This is a genomic window from Streptomyces sp. NPDC058335, assembly GCF_042723915.1.
In the GTDB taxonomy this organism is placed as follows: domain Bacteria; phylum Actinomycetota; class Actinomycetes; order Streptomycetales; family Streptomycetaceae; genus Streptomyces.
In genome coordinates this window covers 76,014-94,053 of record NZ_JBHXHX010000020.1, presented here as the reverse complement: position 1 = coordinate 94,053, position 18,040 = coordinate 76,014, and the positions used below count along the sequence as shown (strand labels likewise).

Below are 18,040 nucleotides of genomic sequence, written 5' to 3'. Positions count from 1 at the left end.
ATTACCAGTAACCAGGTGTGCCGGGCCCCCCAAGGCCCGGCACACCTGTCCTGTCCTCACCCCGTTCACGACTTTCTCCTCAGACCAGGGAGTTGTTCGCATGTTCTTCCGTGGCCGCTCACTGAGCCGCCGCATGCCCAGACAGACGGTCGTCGCCACAGTGATCGGGCTTTCGCTCGCGCTGTCCGCGTCGTCGGTCCAGGCAGTGGCGCTCGACGACGGCGACCGGGGCCGCACCAGCCGCCCCGGCGTCCAGGACGACGGTGATCCCGCCAAGGGGCGCGATGCCAAGTCCAAGACCCGCCCCTCCGACCCGGCGCGCAAGGCCGCGGTCAAGGGCCTCGACAAGGCGGTGTGGCCGAAGCAGGGCGGCGCCGAGATAGCCGTCGGCGCGTCCGGCGCGACCGAGGCCGGTGGCCTGCCGGTCAAGGTCGCCAAGGCGAAGGCCAAGGCGGCGACGGCGGCCGACAAGGTCCGCGTCGACGTCCTCGACCCCAAGCGGGCCGCCCAGCTCGGCGCCGGCGTCCTGCTGGGCGTGGAGCGTGCCGACGGCGCGGACAAGGCGGCCAAGGTCCGCCTGACCGTGGACTACTCCGAGTTCGCCGAGGGCTTCGGCGGCTCCTACGCCTCGCGTCTCCAGCTCGTCCAGCTTCCTTCCTGCGCCACGGTCGCCGTACCGGGCAGCAAGGAGTGCCCGGAGCAGCCCAAGGTGCTGCCGACGGTCAACGACCTGAAGACGGGCACGGTCTCCGCCGACGTGACCGCGGCTGCGGCCCCGGCCGAGGGCGTGTCCACGATGGCGGGGACCGCGACCTCCCTCGTGGCCGTCGCGGCGGGCCCGTCCAGCGCCCAGGGCACCTACAAGGCCACGGCCCTGGCCCCCTCGTCGAGCTGGAGCGTCGCCACCTCCTCCGGTGCCTTCAACTGGAACTATCCCTTCCGTTCGGTGCCGACCCCGGGCGGCCTGACCCCGACCGTCGGCCTCGGCTACTCCTCCCAGTCGGCGGACGGCCGCACCTCGGCGACGAACAACCAGGGCTCCTGGATCGGCGAGGGCTTCTCCTACGACCCCGGCTACATCGAGCGCCGTTACAAGCCGTGTGCCGACGACGGCCACGACAACTCCGGTGAGCAGTGCTGGGCGTTCGAGAACGCCACGGTCATGCTCAACGGCTCCGCCGGCGAGCTGGTCAAGGACGACACCACCGGCAAGTGGCACATGTCGTCCGACGACGGCAGCAAGGTCGAGAAGCTGACCGGCGCCACCAACGGCGACAACGACGGTGAGTACTGGCGCATCACCACCTCGGACGGCACCGAGTACTACTTCGGTCAGAACCGCCTTCCGGGCTGGGCCACGGGCAACGAGGAGACCAACTCCACCTGGACCGCCCCGGTCTTCGGCGACGACTCCGGTGAGCCCTGCTACAACGCCACGTTCACCAGTGCCCACTGCCAGCAGGCCTGGCGCTGGAGCCTGGACTACGTCAAGGACAGTCACGGCAACGTGATGTCCTACTTCTACGACCGCGAGACCAACTACTACGCGCTGAACGGCAAGACGGACGTCAACGGCACCGCGTACCACCGCGGCGGCTACCTCAAGCGCATCGACTACGGCCAGCGCGACGGCCAGGTCTACGCGGCGAAGGCCCCGGCCCGGATCGTCCTGAACACCGCGGAACGCTGCCTGCCCACCGCCGACTTCGACTGCGCGGAGAGCAAGCGCACCAAGGCGAACGCGGCCAACTGGCCGGACGTCCCGGTCGACCAGGAGTGCAAGGCCAGCACGAAGTGCACCTCGCCGGTCCAGACGTTCTTCACCACCAAGCGGCTGACCTCGGTCGTCACGCAGATGCGCAAGGACGCCACGACCTACCAGGACGTGGACGCCTGGACGCTGACGCACCTGTTCACCGACAACGGTGACGACTCCAAGACGCTGTGGCTGTCGAAGATCGAGCACGAGGGCCGCGCCGGTACGGCGATCAAGCTGCCCTCCGTCGATCTCTTCGGCGAGCAGCTCGCCAACCGCGTCGACGCGATCGGCGACAACATCGCGCCGTTCCACCGCTTCCGCCTCTCGATGGTCCTCAGCGAGACCGGTGCCCAGCTCGACGTGAACTACGCGCCGACCGACTGCACCAAGGCCACACTGCCCACACCGGGCGAGTCGACCAAGCGCTGCTACCCGGTGAAGTGGGCTCCGCCGGGCTATGTCGACCCGATCACGGACTGGTTCCACAAGTACGTCGTGTCGGCGGTCATCGAGACCGACCGCACCGGCGGCAGCGACGGCATGGTCACCCGCTACGACTACCAGGGCGACGCGGCCTGGCGTAAGGCGAAGCCGGACGGCATCACCGACGCCAAGTACCTCACTTGGGGCGGCTGGCAGGGCTACGGCAAGGTCAAGGTCACCAGCGGCACCGCCGACGTGCAGAAGACCCGCGTCGACTACACGTTCATGCAGGGAATGAACGGTGACAAGGACGCGGCGGGCAACGCGCGTTCGGTGACGGTGAAGGACTCCACCGGGGCGTCGTACTCCGACGACGAGGAGTTCACGGGTCACCAGCTCGAGGTCGCCACCTACGATGGCGCCAAGCTGATCTCCAAGTCCATCCAGACCCCGTGGAAGCACTACACCGCCACCCAGGCCCAGAGCTGGGGCACCACCCGCGCGGTGATCGTGCGCTCCCAGACCGGCCGCGGCTTCAACCTGAAGGCCGACGGCACCTGGGTGGAGACGAAGTCCACCACCACGTACGACACGTCGAACGGCACCGGCCGGGTGCTGACGGTCGACGACCAGGGTGACGTCTCCACCACGAAGGACGACACCTGCACCCGCACCACGTACGCGGACAACACGGCGAAGAACCTGCTCGCACTGCCCGCGCGGAGCGAGTCGGTGTCCGTGAAGTGCGCGACCACGCCCGACCGCAAGACGCAGGTCCTGGCCGACGAGCGCACCTCCTACGACGGCGGAGCGTTCGGCGCGGCGCCCACGAAGGGTGACGCCACCAAGACCGAGCGGATGACGTCGCACAACGGCACCACGGCCACGTACCAGGTCACCGGCACCACCACCTACGACGCCTTCGGCCGCCCGCTGTCCCAGAAGAACGCCAAACAGCAGGGGACGACGGAGGAGACGAAGACCGCCTACACCGAGACCAACGGTCTGCTGACGAAGGCCACCTTCACCAACGCCGCCGGACACGTCACCACCACCGACTACGTCCCCGCCTGGGGCATGTCCACGGGCCAGACGGACCCGAACGGCAAGCGGACGGACCTCTCCTACGACGCGCTCGGTCGGCTGACCTCGGTGTGGCTGGCGGACCGCACGACGGCGCAGACGCCGAGCATCAAGTACTCCTACAACGTCCGCAAGGACAAGGTCACCTCGATCAAGACCGAAAAGATCGAGAACGACGGTTCCTACGGCGCCGAGTACCAGCTCTACGACGCCTTCCTCAGGCCCCGCCAGATCCAGACCGAGGGACTGGACGGCACCCGCATGGTGGCCGACACCTGGTACGACGGCACGGGCAACGTCCGGAAGACGAACGCCACCTACAACGCGGCCGGCGCCGCCTCGGACGAGCTGCTGATCGTCGCCAACGGTGAGGTCGGCCAGCAGAGCCTGATGGAGTACGACGGTTTGGGCCGGCCGACCGCACAGATCCTCGCCGTCGGCGGGGGCGAGCAGTGGCGGACCACGACCACCTACAACGGCGAGCTGACCAGCGTCGACCCGCCGGCCGGCGGCGTGCCCACCACCACGGTCACCGACGGCCAGGGCAACGTCTCCGAGATCCGTCACCACCGTGGCGCCTCACCGGCCGCGGGTGTGCCGTACGACTCCACCAAGTACACGTACACCGCTTCGGGCAGCCTGGAGTCCGTCACGGACGCCAAGGGCAACGTGTGGCGGTACGAGTACGACCAGCTGGGCCGCAAGAAGACGTCGATCGACCCGGACGCGGGCACTGAGCGCACGGAGTATGACGAGCTGGACCGGCCGATCGCCACGTACGACGGCCGCAACAAGAAGACGTCCACGGTCTACGACAACCTGGGCCGCGTCCTGACTACCTGGCAGGGCGACGCCGGCACCGGCACCAAGCTCACCGAGACGAGGTACGACAAGGCAGGCTGGCTGGGCCAGGCCTACGGCTTCCTCAGCTACACCTCGCCGACCGAGTACTTCGCCACGGCCATCCAGTCGATGGACGAGTTCTACCGCCCGCTGAAGACCGCCTACCAGGTCCCCGCCTCCCAGGGCACCCTGGCCGGCACCTACGTCTACTCGGCCACCTACAACAGGGACGGAACGCTCCAGACTTCGGGCATGCCGGCCATCGGCGACCTGCCGGCCGAGGTGCTGACCTACACGTACGACAGCCTTCAGCGTCCGATGACGATGACGGGCACCACCTCGTACGTCACCAACACCGTCTACTCCGGCAAGAGTCTCGTCCAGCAGCTGGAGCTGAACACCGGCAGTGGAAAGAAGGTCTGGCAGACCTACGACTACGAGAAGGGCACCGACCGGCTCACCCGTTCGATCGTCGACGTCTACGGCGCGACCGCCCCGGCCAAGGACTCCCGGTACTCCTACGACCAGGCCGGCAACGTCCTGTCCATCGCGGACACCGCGAACTCCAGCGCCCCGGACGTCCAGTGCTTCGCCTACGACACCCGTCAGCGGCTGAAGGACGCCTGGACCCCGTCGGCCACCGCGACGAGCGCGGCCGGCACCGGCACCCGCGGCTCCGCCATCCCGGTGGAGGGCTCCGGCCCGACGGCCTGTGACTCAGCCGCCGGCACCGGTTCCCTCGGCGGCCCGGCTCCGTACTGGAAGTCCTACGAGACCGACGCCATCGGCAACCGCCTCACGGACACCGTTCACGACACCGGGCTCGACGCCGCGAAGAACATCACCCGCAGCTACGAGTACGGCACCGCGGGCACGCTGGGCGACGGCCCCCACCAGGTCACCAAGATCGTCGAAAACACGCCGACCGGCGAACGCCAGTCGACGTACGAGTACGACGACGCGGGCAACACCACCAAGCGGGTCCTCGGCGGCAACACGCAGTCCTTGCTCTGGAACGACCAGGGCAAGCTCGGCGAGGCCACCGAGGCGAACGGCTCGAAGACCAGCTACATCTACGACGGCTCCGGTAACCGCCTGGTGCGCAAGGCCCCGTCGGGCACGACGGTCTACCTGCCGGGCACCGAGCTGAACCTGTCGGCCGACGGCACCAAGAAGGAGGCCACCCGCTACTACGAGTACGGCGGCCAGGCCGTTGCCGTCCGTACGGCGGGCAAGCTGTCCTTCGTCGCCTCCGACCACCACGGCACGGGTGAGGTGGCGATCGACGCCGCGACCGGCGCGATCAGCCAGCGCCGCTTCGACCCGTTCGGCGTCGACCGCGGCCAGAAGACCGGGGTCTGGCCCGGTGAGAAGGGCTACGTCGGAGGCACGATCGACGCCTCGACCGGCCTGACGCACCTGGGCGCACGGGAGTACGACTCGGCGATCGGCAAATTCATCTCGGTCGACCCGATCATCGACTACACCCAGCCGCAGCAGATCAACGGCTACGCGTACGCCAACAACTCCCCGGTCACGCACGCCGACCCCAGCGGCATGATCATCCCGGAGTGCCGGGAAGGCCTGATCGAGTGCCGCGGCGGCCAGCCGTACTTCCCGAAGAGCGACGTGGAGAAGGCGGAGTCGGAAAAGGACAAGGCGTCCTGGAACGTTACGCAGGCCCAGGGCCAGCAGTCCGCGGCCAAGCAGCGCATCAAGTCCGCGGGCAAGGCCCTGGTCAAGATCGCGCGCGACATCCTCGGTGTCGACGCGGCCCTGGACTGCATCTCCACCGGTGACGTCGGCGCCTGCGGCGAGACCCTTCTCAACATCGCCGGCAGCTTCGCGGGCGGCCTCGCGGGCAAGATCCTCGCCAAGTACGGCGCCCCGTGGAACTGGGCCAAGGGCATCAAACTCGCCAAGCGGGTCACCGGCCTGGTCGGGGACCTGATCGGCGGGGCCAAGGACCTGTGGAAGGCCAACAAGGCGGTTGGCAAGGCCCAGGCAGGGCTGGCCAAGGCCGGGGACAAGCTCAAGGACGCCAGGAAGAAGGCGGCCGAGGCCCTCAAGAAACGGAAGAAGAACGAGGAGGGCGGCTCCTGCCCGGCCAAGGGCAAGCACAGCTTCCTGCCCGGCACGAAGGTGCTGCTCGCGGGCGGCAAGACCAAGCCGATCGAGAAGGTGCGGCTCGGCGACAAGATCACCGTCACCGACCCGAAGACGGGCGGCACGACGGTCCGTGAGGTCGTCGGCACGATCGTCACCGAGGACGACAAGCACTTCGTCGACCTGACGATCAAGGGCGAGCGGGGCACGTCCGAGACCCTGGTCTCCACCACGACCCACCCGTTCTGGTCGGACTCCGAGCAGGCGTGGATCGAGGCCGGCGATCTGAAGCCGGGCATGCGCCTGCACACTGCCGCCGGCACCCCGGTCGAGCTGGCGGCCATCCGCGCCTTCGACCAGCGCCAGCGCACGCACGACCTGACGGTTGCCGACCTCCACACGTACTACGTGCACGCGGGGGCGACCCCGCTGCTGGTGCACAACTGTGGTGACGTCCGGGACGACATAATCGAGGAGACCCAGGCGACGGCGGACGGCAACGTCGGCATCGTGCACCACAAGCGCAAGGCCAGCCTCATCAGCAAGCACACGATCACCATGGAGGACGCGATGGAGACCGGTCGCGCCTTCCTCGGCGAGGGCATGCGCGACGTGGCCAAGGGCAGGGGCATCTTCCGCAGCGCGGACGGTCGCCGGGGATTCCGGATCGACCCCGATTCGCTCGCGGGAGGCCACTGGCCGGACGTGCCACACGTGCACTTCGAGATCTTCGACGAGGCGGGCAAACCATTGGCCAACAACCACGTACCCCTAGCAGGGCCATAGAGTGACGCACATCGAACTGGAGAGGTACGGACGCATCCTTTCGGGGTTCTACGAGGGTTACTTCGTGAAACTCCATGACGATTCCGACGTCACGGGCGGCTTCTACATCTACCTCGTGAACGACCTGTCCGCACCGACGGACGGCGGCGATTACTGGGTGGAGGACAGGGCGGCACTCGAAGAGTTCGCCGAGTCGTCCCAGTGGCGGATCGAGTGGCTCGACTGACGTCGAGCCCCTGAGGACGGGGCCCGGTTTGACCCCTCAAGCCGGGCCCCGTAACCTTGACCGTCGGCGTGTCGAGTGGCGCGCCACATCCCCGTAAACCTCTTCCTTCCGGACGCCGGTCTCCGGTGGCCGGGAGAGGTCGCCCGTGTTTCCTGCCCGGGTGGCTGGCCTGCGGGGGTGCCGTTCTCCGAGCGAAAGAGAGACCCGCGTGTACGCCATCGTGCGCAGCGGTGGTCGCCAGCACAAGGTTGCTGTCGGCGACATCGTTGAGGTTGACAAGATTTCCACCGCCAAGGTTGGCGACACGGTCGAGCTCTCGACCCTGCTCGTGGTCGACGGCGACGCTGTGACCAGCGACCCGTGGGTGCTGGCCGGCATCAAGGTCCAGGCCGAGGTCGTGGACCACCACAAGGGCGTCAAGATCGACATCCTTCGCTACAAGAACAAGACCGGTTACCGCCGTCGTCAGGGCCACCGCCAGCAGTACACGGCGATCAAGGTCACTGAGATCCCCGCGGCTGCGAAGTAAGGGACTGAGGAGACATGGCACACAAGAAGGGCGCATCGTCCACCCGGAACGGTCGCGACTCCAATGCCCAGCGGCTCGGCGTGAAGCGCTTCGGCGGTCAGGTCGTCAACGCGGGTGAGATCCTGGTCCGCCAGCGCGGCACCCACTTCCACCCCGGCTCCGGCGTCGGCCGCGGCGGCGACGACACGCTGTTCGCGCTCCAGCCCGGTGCGGTGGAGTTCGGTACGTTCCGCGGCCGCAAGGTCGTGAACATCGTTCCGGTCGCCTGATCTCAGGCTTACCGGGAACGCTTCGCGAGGCGGACCTCACTTCCCTTTCGGGAAGGCGGGTCCGCCTTTCGCGTGTTAACACAGGAAACACCCGTACAGCACGCACGTACATCACCTGCATCACTGGAGGCACCCACCATGACCACCTTCGTGGACCGCGTCGAGCTGCACGTCGCCGCGGGTAGCGGAGGTCACGGCTGTGCCTCCGTCCACCGTGAGAAGTTCAAGCCGCTCGGCGGCCCGGACGGCGGCAACGGCGGCCGCGGCGGGGATGTCATCCTCACCGTGGACCAGTCAGTGACCACGCTGCTCGACTACCACCACTCCCCGCACCGCAAGGCCACCAGCGGCAAGCCCGGCGAGGGCGGCAACCGCTCCGGCAAGGACGGCCAGGACCTGGTCCTGCCCGTGCCGGACGGCACCGTCGTCCTCGACAGGGCGGGCAACGTCCTCGCCGACCTGGTCGGCCACGGCACCTCCTTCGTCGCCGCCCAGGGCGGCCGCGGCGGTCTCGGCAACGCGGCGCTGGCCTCGGCCCGCCGCAAGGCGCCCGGTTTCGCGCTGCTCGGTGTGCCCGGCGACGCGCACGAGATCGTGCTGGAGCTGAAGACCGTCGCCGACGTGGCGCTGGTCGGCTACCCGAGCGCCGGGAAGTCGTCGCTGATCTCGGTGCTCTCGGCCGCGAAGCCGAAGATCGCCGACTACCCGTTCACCACCCTGGTCCCGAACCTCGGTGTCGTCACCGCCGGCTCGACCGTCTACACCATCGCCGACGTGCCGGGCCTCATCCCCGGCGCCAGCCAGGGCAGGGGCCTCGGCCTGGAGTTCCTGCGCCACGTCGAGCGGTGCAGCGTCCTCGTACATGTCCTGGACACGGCAACGCTGGAGTCCGAGCGCGACCCCGTCACCGACCTCGACACCATCGAGGAGGAGCTGCGGCAGTACGGCGGGCTCGGCAACCGCCCGCGCGTCGTCGTCCTGAACAAGATCGACGTACCGGACGGCAAGGACCTCGCGGAGATGGTGCGGCCGGATCTGGAGGCGCGCGGCTACCGCGTCTTCGAGGTGTCCGCCGTGGCGCACATGGGGCTCAAGGAGCTGTCGTTCGCGCTCGCCGACATCATCGCCAAGGCACGCGCCGCCAAGCCCAAGGAAGAGGCCACGCGGATCGTGATCCGGCCCAAGGCCGTGGACGACGCGGGCTTCACCGTCACGCGGGAGGAGGACGGCCTCTTCCGGGTCCGCGGCGAGAAGCCCGAACGCTGGGTGCGACAGACCGACTTCAGCAACGACGAGGCCGTCGGCTACCTCGCCGACCGTCTCAACCGGCTCGGTGTCGAGCAGGAGTTGATGAAGGCGGGCGCCCGCAACGGTGACGGCGTCGCCATCGGCCCCGAGGACAACGCGGTCGTGTTCGACTGGGAGCCGACCGTGACGGCCGGCGCCGAGATGCTCGGCCGCCGTGGTGAGGACCACCGCTTCGAGGCCCCGCGGCCCGCCACCACGCGCCGCCGCGACCGCCAGGCCGAACGCGACGAGGCGGCCCAGGAGTTCGAGGGCTTCGAGCCCTTCTGAGCCACCGGCTCCCCAGGGACCTGATCAGAGACCCGTCGCGGCATCCGCCGCGGCGGGTCTCTCTTTGGTCCTCTGCTTGTCATGAACGCGAGATTCTCCGTTCAGTCCCCTGACCGGGTGCCCATGCCACCTTCCTTGTGTCGAAGTCTCCGGCGACGCAAGGGAGTTCACCGATGCCTGCTGGACGGATGCCTGCTGGACCGAACGGATACGCGTCCCCCGGCCGCCGCCGCTTCCTCACCGCCGGGGCCGCCGCCGTCGGTGCCGCCGCCTCCGGCCAGTTGTGGCTGCCAGGGGCCGCACGGGCCGCCGAAGCCCCGCTCCCGGCCGGGGTGTTCAGCCTCGGCGTCGCCTCCGGGGACCCCCTGCCCGACGGCGTCGTGCTGTGGACCCGGCTGGCGCCCGAGCCGCTGGCCGGCGGCGGGATGCCCGACCGGGTGGTCCAGGTCGAGTGGGAGATCGCGCAGGACGAGCGGTTCCGCACCTCCGTACGCCGGGGCACCGCCCAGGCCCGGCCCGAGTACGGGCACAGCGTTCACGTGGATGTACGGGGCCTGCGGCCGGGCCGCGTCTACTGGTACCGCTTCCGGGCCGGCGGCCGACTCTCCCGTGTCGGCCGCACCCGCACCGCACCCCAGCCGCTCAGCTCCAGCACCCCCCTGCGCCTCGCGCTCGCCTCCTGCCAGAACTGGCAGCAGGGCTACTTCACGCCGTACGCCGACATGTACGCGCAGGACCCCGACGTGGTCCTCTTCGTCGGGGACTACATCTACGAGTCGGCACCCTCGGCGACGGCGCTGCGCCGGCACGAGGGGAGCGGGGAGCCGTACAGCCTGGCGCAGTACCGCAACCGGTACGCGCAGTACCGCAGCGACCCCGATCTCCAGCGGATGCACGCCCATGTGCCCTGGGTGGTCAGCTTCGACGACCACGAGGTCGACAACGACTTCGCGGGCGAGATCCCGCAGGACCCCGACAAGCAGGCCCACGCCGCCTTCGTGAACCGGCTGACGGCCGCCTACCAGGCGTACTACGAGCACATGCCCGTCCGGGCCACCGCGATCCCGAACGGACCGCACATCCGCATGTACCGCCGTTTCCGGTTCGGCCGGCTGGCGCGGCTCAACGTGCTGGACACCCGGCAGTACCGCAGCGACCAGGCCACCGGCCAGGCCGGCGCCCAGGACCCGTCGCTCACCATGCTCGGGGCGGAGCAGAAGCGGTGGCTGCTCGACTCGCTGCACGGCTCGGACGCCCGCTGGAACCTCGTCGCCTCACAGATCATGATGGCCGAGACCGACCTGCTGCCCGGCGTCGGCAAGAAGTGGTACTACGACGCCTGGGACGGCTACCAGGCCGAACGCAACGCCCTGCTCGCCGAGTTCCGGCGGGTCCGCAACCCCGTCGTGCTCACCGGCGACCGGCACCTCACCATGATCAGCGACCTGCGCGAGGACTTCGCCGACCCGTCCTCCGCGGCCGTCGGCGCCGAGTTCGTCGGTACGTCCGTCTCCAGCGGCGGCGACCAGGACCAGGCCGCCTTCCACGCCCAGTGGGACCCGCTGAAGGCCGACAACCCGCACTGGAAGCTGATCGACGCCCACCGCGGCTACCACCTCTTCGACATCCGGCCCGACGCCGTCGAGGCGAGGGTGCGCGTCGTGGACACCGTGCGCAAGCCGAAGGCGACGGCCCGCACCCTGGCGACGCTGCGGGTGACCGACGGCAGGCCGGGCGTACGGCGCGTGTGACACGCGGGCCGGGGAGCGGGGGAGCCCGGGACCCTGGGACTCATCGCGGTCCCAGGCTCCTCTCAGCATCGCCTCAGGAAGCTCTCCTACCGTCCTCCGACCATGGAGACGCACTGTACGAGTGACGACGACCGCGCTGCCACGGCCCCGCTGCCGCGCGGCACCCGCCTGCTGCACATCGGGCCGCACAAGACCGGCACCACCTCGGTCCAGGGCGCCCTGTTCGCCGCCAAGGACGCGCTGCCGGCGTACGGCGTGGAGTTCCCGGCGACCAGCAGGCACCCCGTGCAGGCGGTGCTGGCCGCCTGTGCCCGGCCCGGCATGATCGGCGACAGCGCGCCCACCGAGCGGCACTGGAACCAGCTGGTCGAGCGGGTGCATGCCACCGGCCCGCGCACGTCCGTGATCAGCAGCGAGTTCTTCGCCGACGCCCCCGACGACGCGACGGCCCGGCGGATCGTCGCTCGGCTCGGCGCGGACCGGGTGCACGTCCTGGTCACCCTGCGCCCGCTGGCCCGGATCATGCCCTCGCAGTGGCAGCAGTACGTGCAGAACGGCCTGCGCATGGGTTACGAGGACTGGCTGGAGCACATGCTCCGCAAGGCCCCGTACGAGAAGCCCACCCCCAGTTTCTGGGGGCGGCACCGGCACGACCGGCTGGTCGAGCGGTGGGCGGGGGCGGTCGGGGCCGACCAGGTCACCGTCGTCGTGGTGGACGACCGCGACCGGGAGGGGCTGATGCGCGCCTTCGAGGGGCTGCTCGGACTGCCGGAGCGGCTGCTGAGGGCCGTACCCGACACGGCGAATCGTTCCCTCACTCTCGCCGAGACCGAGATGCTGCGGATTCTCAATAAGGAATTCCGTGGCCACGACCTCCCCGACGAGCTGTATTCCCAGCTGGTTCGCAACGGCGCGATCATGCATATGAAGAACACGTGCAACCCCACGGCGCGGGACGTGAAGATCTCCACACCGGCCTGGGCCGCGGAGGCGGCCGCCGGGATCGGCGCCTCGGCGACCGCCCGGATCGAGGCCATGGGCGTGCGGATCCTGGGCGATCCGGGCCTGCTCTCCGCGGTGCACCAGCCTGCGCAGGCGCCTTCGGGCCGGCCCGCGATGGCTCCGGAGGTGGCGGCTCAGGCGCTGTACGGGGCGCTCGCGGCGGTGGCCGAGGCAGCCGGCCGGCGTTCCGCGCGTCCGGTGCACCGGACGTCCTCGAAGGAACTCGTGAAAGTGCTCGGCCATCGATGCCTGAAGCGGCTGCGGCGTCGGTGAGCCGCAATCCCGTCACTCTCGGCAATCCGTTACCGTCTGTGCGGTTACTCACAGGATTTAACGAGAGGATCCGAGGAAGGTGCACCCGTCAGGCCAATCACCGACACCGTAAGGTTCACCCCGCATCGCAAGGTGAATGGCAGGTAGCGCGCACATATGCACCGAACGGCGCTCGCCTTGCATCGCGGTTACCGCAAGTGGGAGCATTTCCCCGTTCCCTGTCGCCCCGAGGTAGGTCACCCGTGTCCCAGCGCATAGCCAAGCCCCGTACCACCGCAGTGATCCTGGCCGGTGGCACCGGCCAGCGGGTGGGTCTGTCGATCCCGAAGCAGTTGCTGAAGATCGCCGGCAAGGCCGTCATCGAGCACACCCTGACCACTTTCGAGCAGGCCGACTCCGTCGACGACATCATCGTCCTGATGGCGCCGGGCTATGTGCCGGACATCGAGAAGATCGTGACCAAGGCCGGGTTCAAGAAGGTCTCCCGCATCATCGAGGGCGGCACCACCCGCAACGAGACCACCGAGCGGGCCATCACCGCCCTCGGCGAGGGCCTGGCCGAGGGCGAGGACCTCAACGTCCTCTTCCACGACGCCGTACGCCCCCTGCTCTCGCAGCGCGTCATCGACGACTGCGTCGCCGCCCTGGAGCGCTACCAGGCCGTCGACGTGGCCATCCCGTCCGCCGACACCATCATCGTCACCCGCACCCACGGCGAGGACGGCGAGTTCATCACCGAGATCCCGGACCGCTCCCGGCTGCGCCGCGGGCAGACCCCGCAGGCCTTCAAGCTCTCCACCATCCGGCGGGCCTACGAGGTCGCGGCGGGCGACCCCAACTTCCAGGCCACCGACGACTGCACCGTCGTCCTGCGCTACCTGCCCGACGTGCCGATCCACGTCGTGGCGGGCGACGAGTACAACATGAAGGTGACGCAGCCCGTCGACGTCTTCATCGCCGACAAGCTGTTCCAGCTCGGCTCCACCGCCGCGCCCGAGCAGATGAGCGAGAACGCCTACCGCGAACTCCTCACCGGCAGGACGCTCGTCGTCTTCGGCGGCTCGTACGGCATCGGCAAGGACATCGCCGAACTCGCCCAGTCCTACGGCGCCACCGTCTACGCCCTCGGCCGCTCCACCACGAACACCCACGTGGAGAACCCGGAGGAGGTCGACGACGCGCTGTCCAAGGCCTACGCCGAGACGGGCCGCATCGACTACGTCGTCAACACCGCGGGCGTGCTGCGCATCGGCAAGCTCGCCGAGACGGACAACGCGACCATCGAGGAAGCGCTGAAGGTCAACTACCTGGCGCCGGTGCAGATCGCCCGTTCCGCGTACAAGTACCTCTCCGAGACCAAGGGCCAGCTGCTGCTGTACACCTCCAGCAGCTACACCCGCGGCCGCGCCGAGTACAGCCTCTACTCCTCGACCAAGGCCGCCATGGTGAACCTCACCCAGGCCCTGTCCGACGAGTGGGCGGGCGACGGCGTCCGCGTCAACTGCGTCAACCCGGAGCGCACGGCCACACCCATGCGCACCAAGGCCTTCGGCCAGGAGCCGGCCGGCAGCCTGCTCTCCTCGGAGGCCGTGGCCCGCACCTCCCTCGACGTCCTGCTGTCCGAGCTGACCGGGCACGTCATCGACGTCCGCCAGCAGGACCCGACCGCCGACGCCTCCCGCGCCTCCGGCTTCGAACAGGCCTTGGCCGGCGTGCTCGACCGACAGGACGGCGTGGCATAATCAACCGCCATTAGCCTTGAAATTCAGGCCTCTGTGGCTCCCTGTTTACGGGATATTCACAGAGGCCTGAATCCGTAAAACTCCGGAAACCTTCACAAAGTATTTTCTGGACTTTTCGGATTCACTGACCGGCCCCCTCCCAGAGCAGGTTTCTCCGTGATAACGACCGCCATTCGCGTGGCCCGGGTGGGCAGCGTGGCCGAGCTGGCCGCGGCGGCCCTCATGACGCTGGGCTTCCCCTGCCTCATGCTGGCCGCGCTCGTCCCGAGCGTCCCCGCCTTCGCCGCCGCGGCCGCAGTGACCTACCTTGCGGACCTCTACCTCCACCGCAAGGGCAGCTACCTCATCAGCCTCCTGGGCAAGGTGAGAGCCGGCCTGTCGATCCGCTTCCTGGTCAGAGAGCTGCTGCTGATCGTGCTGCTGGCCCGGCTCGAGCTGTCGGAGGAGCCGGCCTTCTACGCCGCGATCGCCTGCTTCACGGTCTTCTTCGGGCTCCAGGCCCCGCACGGCGCGCTCGTCACCCTGATCGGCAACCGCCGTCAGATGCCGGTCGTGACGCGCAACGTCGACCTGGTCTCCCGCCTGCCCATCCCCGACGCCCCGCCGCGCCTCCTGCTGCGCCGGGCCGGCGTGAAGATGCTCCACCTCGACCTCGCGGCCATGGCCGGCCTGCTCGTGTACGCCGTCACCGACAGCGAGGCCGCCGGCTTCGCCGGAGTAGGCGTCACCCTCGGCCTCGGCACCCTGTACGTCCTCGCGCTGATGCCGTACCTGCGCGCGAAGCGGGTCCCGCCGAAGGCCGACAAGGTCCTCAAGACCGTCAGCGCCTGGCTGCGCGAGTACCGCCCGGAGACGGTGCTGTACTTCTCCGGCTCCGCCGACTCCACCTACCAGGTCAACATGTGGCTGGAGACGATGGAGCAGCTGGAGTCCCGCCCGCTGATCATCCTGCGCGAGCGCGTCATCATGGAGAAGATGGCGCCCACCACGGTCCCGGTCGTCTGCGTGCCCGGGGGGGTGCACCTGATGAACATGGACCTCTCCATGGTGCGGGTCGCGTTGTACGCGGCGAACGTCGGCAAGAACATCCACCTGCTGCGCGTACCCACCATGAAGCACGTCTTCATCGGCCACGGCGACAGCGACAAGCTCGCCAGCGTCAACCCGTTCAGCAAGGTGTACGACGAGGTGTGGACCGCCGGCCGCGCGGGCCGCGACCGCTACGCCATCGCCGACGTCGGCATCCGCGACGAGGACATCGTCGAGGTCGGCCGCCCGCAGCTCGCGCCCATCGAGCCCTGGCGGGGCGCCCCGGAGGACCGGATCCCGACCGTGCTGTACGCGCCCACCTGGGAGGGCTGGGACGACGACCCGGGCAACACCTCGATCCTGCTGGCCGGCGAGAACATCGTGAGGAAGCTGGTCACGGCCGAACCCCCGGTCCGTGTCCTGTACAAGCCGCACCCCTTCACCGGCAGCCGCAGCGCCAAGGCCCGCGCCGCGCACCGCCGGATCACCGCCCTGGTCAAGAAGGCCGCCGCCGAGCGCGCCGCCGACCCCCGCTTCACCGCGGACCCGGCCGCCCAGGCGAAGGCCAAGGCCGAGCTGACCCGCCTCAAGGCCCGCCTCGACGGGCTCGCCCTCGCCTTCGACGAGAAGGCCGACGAGGCCGTGACGAGCCGCGACGGCCTCGTCGACATGCGCAAGCACCAGGAGGCCGCCCGGCTGCGCACCGACTGGAACGACGCCTACTGGCGTTCCTTCCCGTCGTACGAGCACCGCGTCATCACGGGCACCGAGCCGCGGCTGTACGACTGCTTCAACGCCTCCGAGGCGATGGTCTCGGACATCTCCAGCGTGGTCTCCGACTTCATCGCCAGCGGCAAGCCGTACGCGGTCACCGACTCCGCGGAGCTGGGCGCGGAGGAGTTCCGGCGGCAGAACACCGCGGTCCGCGCGGCCGTGATCCTCACCAACGACGCCGCCGGGGTGGAGCAGCTGCTGGACGCCGTCCGCGACCCGGCCGCCGATCCGCTGGCGGCGGACCGCAAGGAACTGAAGGAGTATCTGCTCGGCCCCGACGAGCCGACCTCCATCGAGCGGTTCGACGCCGCGATCGCCGACCTCGCGCTGAGGGCCGAGGCCCGCAACGTCGGCCAGGCGTCCCACGTCGTCGCGGCGGCCGGCGAGGCGGAACTGGCGGAGGGCGGCGTGACGGCGGTCTGACCCCGGCCCGTGTGAGGGCGCCGTGTGAAGCGGTCCGTGTGAAAGTCGGCTCGGCCCCCGGAGAGTGAATCTCCCGGGGGCCGAGCCGTTTCCGTAGGCTGTGACGCGGCACACACACAGAAGCAGAGGTAACGCGAGCAACCCCTTTCTGTAATCCCCCGTCTATCGGGTTGCTAGATGGTCGACCAGGGGGAAACCGTGCGTGGCGAGGGGGAGAAGTGACCGTGGCGGAGCCCGATGTCAGCGTGATCATCGGGGCGTACGAAGCGATGCCGTACCTGGTCGAATGTCTGGCATCGGTGGAAGCGCAGTCGCTGGACCCGGCGCGCATCGAGGTGATCGCGGTCGACGACGGTTCCACGGACGGCAGCGGCGACTGCCTGGAGGAGTTCGCCGCCCGCGCGCCCATGGCGGTCACGGTGATCCGCCAGGCGAACTCCGGCGGCCCCAGCGGTCCGCGCAACGTCGGTCTGGCCAAGGCCACCGGCCGTTACGTCTTCTTCCTCGACGCCGACGACCGGCTCGGGCCCGAGGCCCTGGAGCGCATGGTCGCCATGGCCGACCGCAACGGCACGGACGTGGTCCTCGGCCGCGTCGAGGGCGTGAACCGCAAGGCACCCCGGTCGATGTGGGGCAAGACCCTCGAACGCACGGACGTCTTCTCCTCCAACATCAAGTTCACGCTCAGCGCGCAGAAGCTGTTCCGCCGCGCGCTGCTGGAGCGGCACGGGATGCGCTTCGACGAGTCCCTGTGGACCGGCGAGGACGCGGTGTTCACCATGGAGGCCTATCTGCGGGCCGACGGCGTCTCCGTGGTCGCCGACTACACCTGCTACTACCTGGTGGGCCGCAGCGACGGCAAGCACGTGACCAAGAGCGGCAGTTACACCCTGCGCTTCGACTCCGCGCGCGCCCTCACGGAGCTGATCACCCGGATGCTGCCGCCCGGCGCCAAGCGGGACGTGCTCATGGTCCGCCCGTTCCTGGTGACCGTCCTGCCGCAGTTCGGGCCGGTCTTCCTCAGGAACGACGAGGAGATCCGGCGCACCAAACTCGAACTGGCCAAGCCGCTGATGGACGCGTACTGGAACGAGGGCGTCTCCCACCGGCTCAAGGTCCACGAGCGGCTGCGCCTGCACCTGGTCGCCGAGGGACGGGCCGACCTCCTCGCGGACGTCATCGAGTTCGTCAAGGACAGGCGGGAGCCCGACCCCGTCCTGGAGAAGCGCGGCACGCGGCTCTACCTCGCCTACCCCCACTTCCGGGACCGCGCGGCCGGCGTCCCCGACCGCGTCTACCTCGCCGAACCCCGGGAGGCCAAGGCCTTCCCGGGCTGGCGTCAGGGCCCGGCCGAGTCATTCCTCCGCAGAGCGGCCCGCAAGCTGCGGCGGCTGACGGTGCGGAGGACGGCGGCGGTGTGAGGGCGTGGGCCTCGCCCTCGGTCCCT

At 69.3% G+C, this 18,040-nt stretch carries 10 protein-coding genes; all 10 read left to right on the top strand.

All coding sequences use genetic code 11. The features are described 5' to 3' along the window. Nucleotides 1-133 precede the first annotated feature (133 nt). The 10 genes from ACFWJX_RS32200 to ACFWJX_RS32155 all read left to right on the top strand — a co-directional run bounded on the left by ACFWJX_RS32200 (nucleotide 134) and on the right by ACFWJX_RS32155 (nucleotide 18,014). Nucleotides 134-7,000 (top strand): polymorphic toxin-type HINT domain-containing protein, encoded by a 6,867-nt coding sequence (locus ACFWJX_RS32200; RefSeq protein ID WP_383249853.1) that lies wholly within the window; start codon nucleotides 134-136, stop codon nucleotides 6,998-7,000. A gap of 1 nt (nucleotide 7,001) precedes the next feature. Next, nucleotides 7,002-7,226, top strand: coding sequence for a hypothetical protein (locus ACFWJX_RS32195; RefSeq protein WP_383249852.1), 225 nt, complete (start codon nucleotides 7,002-7,004; stop codon nucleotides 7,224-7,226). A gap of 208 nt (nucleotides 7,227-7,434) precedes the next feature. Then, entirely contained in the window at nucleotides 7,435-7,755 is a 321-nt protein-coding gene (gene rplU, locus ACFWJX_RS32190; protein ID WP_007381993.1) for a 50S ribosomal protein L21, read from the top strand. Nucleotides 7,756-7,769: 14 nt separating this feature from the next. Further along, nucleotides 7,770-8,024, top strand: a complete 255-nt coding sequence (gene rpmA, locus ACFWJX_RS32185) for a 50S ribosomal protein L27 (protein ID WP_040253648.1) — start codon at nucleotides 7,770-7,772, stop codon at nucleotides 8,022-8,024. 138 nt (nucleotides 8,025-8,162) lie between these two features. Next, complete coding sequence (gene obgE / locus ACFWJX_RS32180; protein WP_383249851.1) at nucleotides 8,163-9,599, top strand: GTPase ObgE; 1,437 nt, start codon at nucleotides 8,163-8,165, stop codon at nucleotides 9,597-9,599. A 188-nt stretch (nucleotides 9,600-9,787) separates the two neighbouring features. Beyond that, nucleotides 9,788-11,350 carry an alkaline phosphatase D family protein gene (locus ACFWJX_RS32175; protein WP_383249850.1) on the top strand — a complete coding sequence of 521 codons (1,563 nt, stop codon included), beginning with the start codon at nucleotides 9,788-9,790 and terminating at the stop codon, nucleotides 11,348-11,350. Between the two features lie 102 nt (nucleotides 11,351-11,452). Continuing rightward, complete coding sequence (locus ACFWJX_RS32170; protein ID WP_383249849.1) at nucleotides 11,453-12,625, top strand: hypothetical protein; 1,173 nt, start codon at nucleotides 11,453-11,455, stop codon at nucleotides 12,623-12,625. 242 nt (nucleotides 12,626-12,867) lie between these two features. Further along, nucleotides 12,868-14,367: an SDR family NAD(P)-dependent oxidoreductase gene (locus ACFWJX_RS32165; RefSeq protein WP_383249848.1), complete on the top strand. Its 1,500-nt coding sequence runs from the start codon at nucleotides 12,868-12,870 to the stop codon at nucleotides 14,365-14,367. Nucleotides 14,368-14,553: 186 nt separating this feature from the next. Beyond that, nucleotides 14,554-16,593 (top strand): hypothetical protein, encoded by a 2,040-nt coding sequence (locus tag ACFWJX_RS32160; RefSeq protein WP_383249893.1) that lies wholly within the window; start codon nucleotides 14,554-14,556, stop codon nucleotides 16,591-16,593. Between the two features lie 218 nt (nucleotides 16,594-16,811). Then, entirely contained in the window at nucleotides 16,812-18,014 is a 1,203-nt protein-coding gene (locus ACFWJX_RS32155; protein ID WP_383249847.1) for a glycosyltransferase family 2 protein, read from the top strand. Nucleotides 18,015-18,040 lie beyond the last annotated feature (26 nt).

Bases quoted from the DNA above. Each gene is read 5' to 3' on its own strand.
- ACFWJX_RS32200 (WP_383249853.1), top strand. From the start codon at position 134: ATGCCCAGACAGACGGTCGTCGCCACAGTGATCGGGCTTTCGCTCGCG.
- rpmA (WP_040253648.1), top strand. From the start codon at position 7,770: ATGGCACACAAGAAGGGCGCATCGTCCACCCGGAACGGTCGCGACTCC.
- ACFWJX_RS32170 (WP_383249849.1), top strand. From the start codon at position 11,453: ATGGAGACGCACTGTACGAGTGACGACGACCGCGCTGCCACGGCCCCG.
- obgE (WP_383249851.1), top strand. From the start codon at position 8,163: ATGACCACCTTCGTGGACCGCGTCGAGCTGCACGTCGCCGCGGGTAGC.
- ACFWJX_RS32175 (WP_383249850.1), top strand. From the start codon at position 9,788: ATGCCTGCTGGACCGAACGGATACGCGTCCCCCGGCCGCCGCCGCTTC.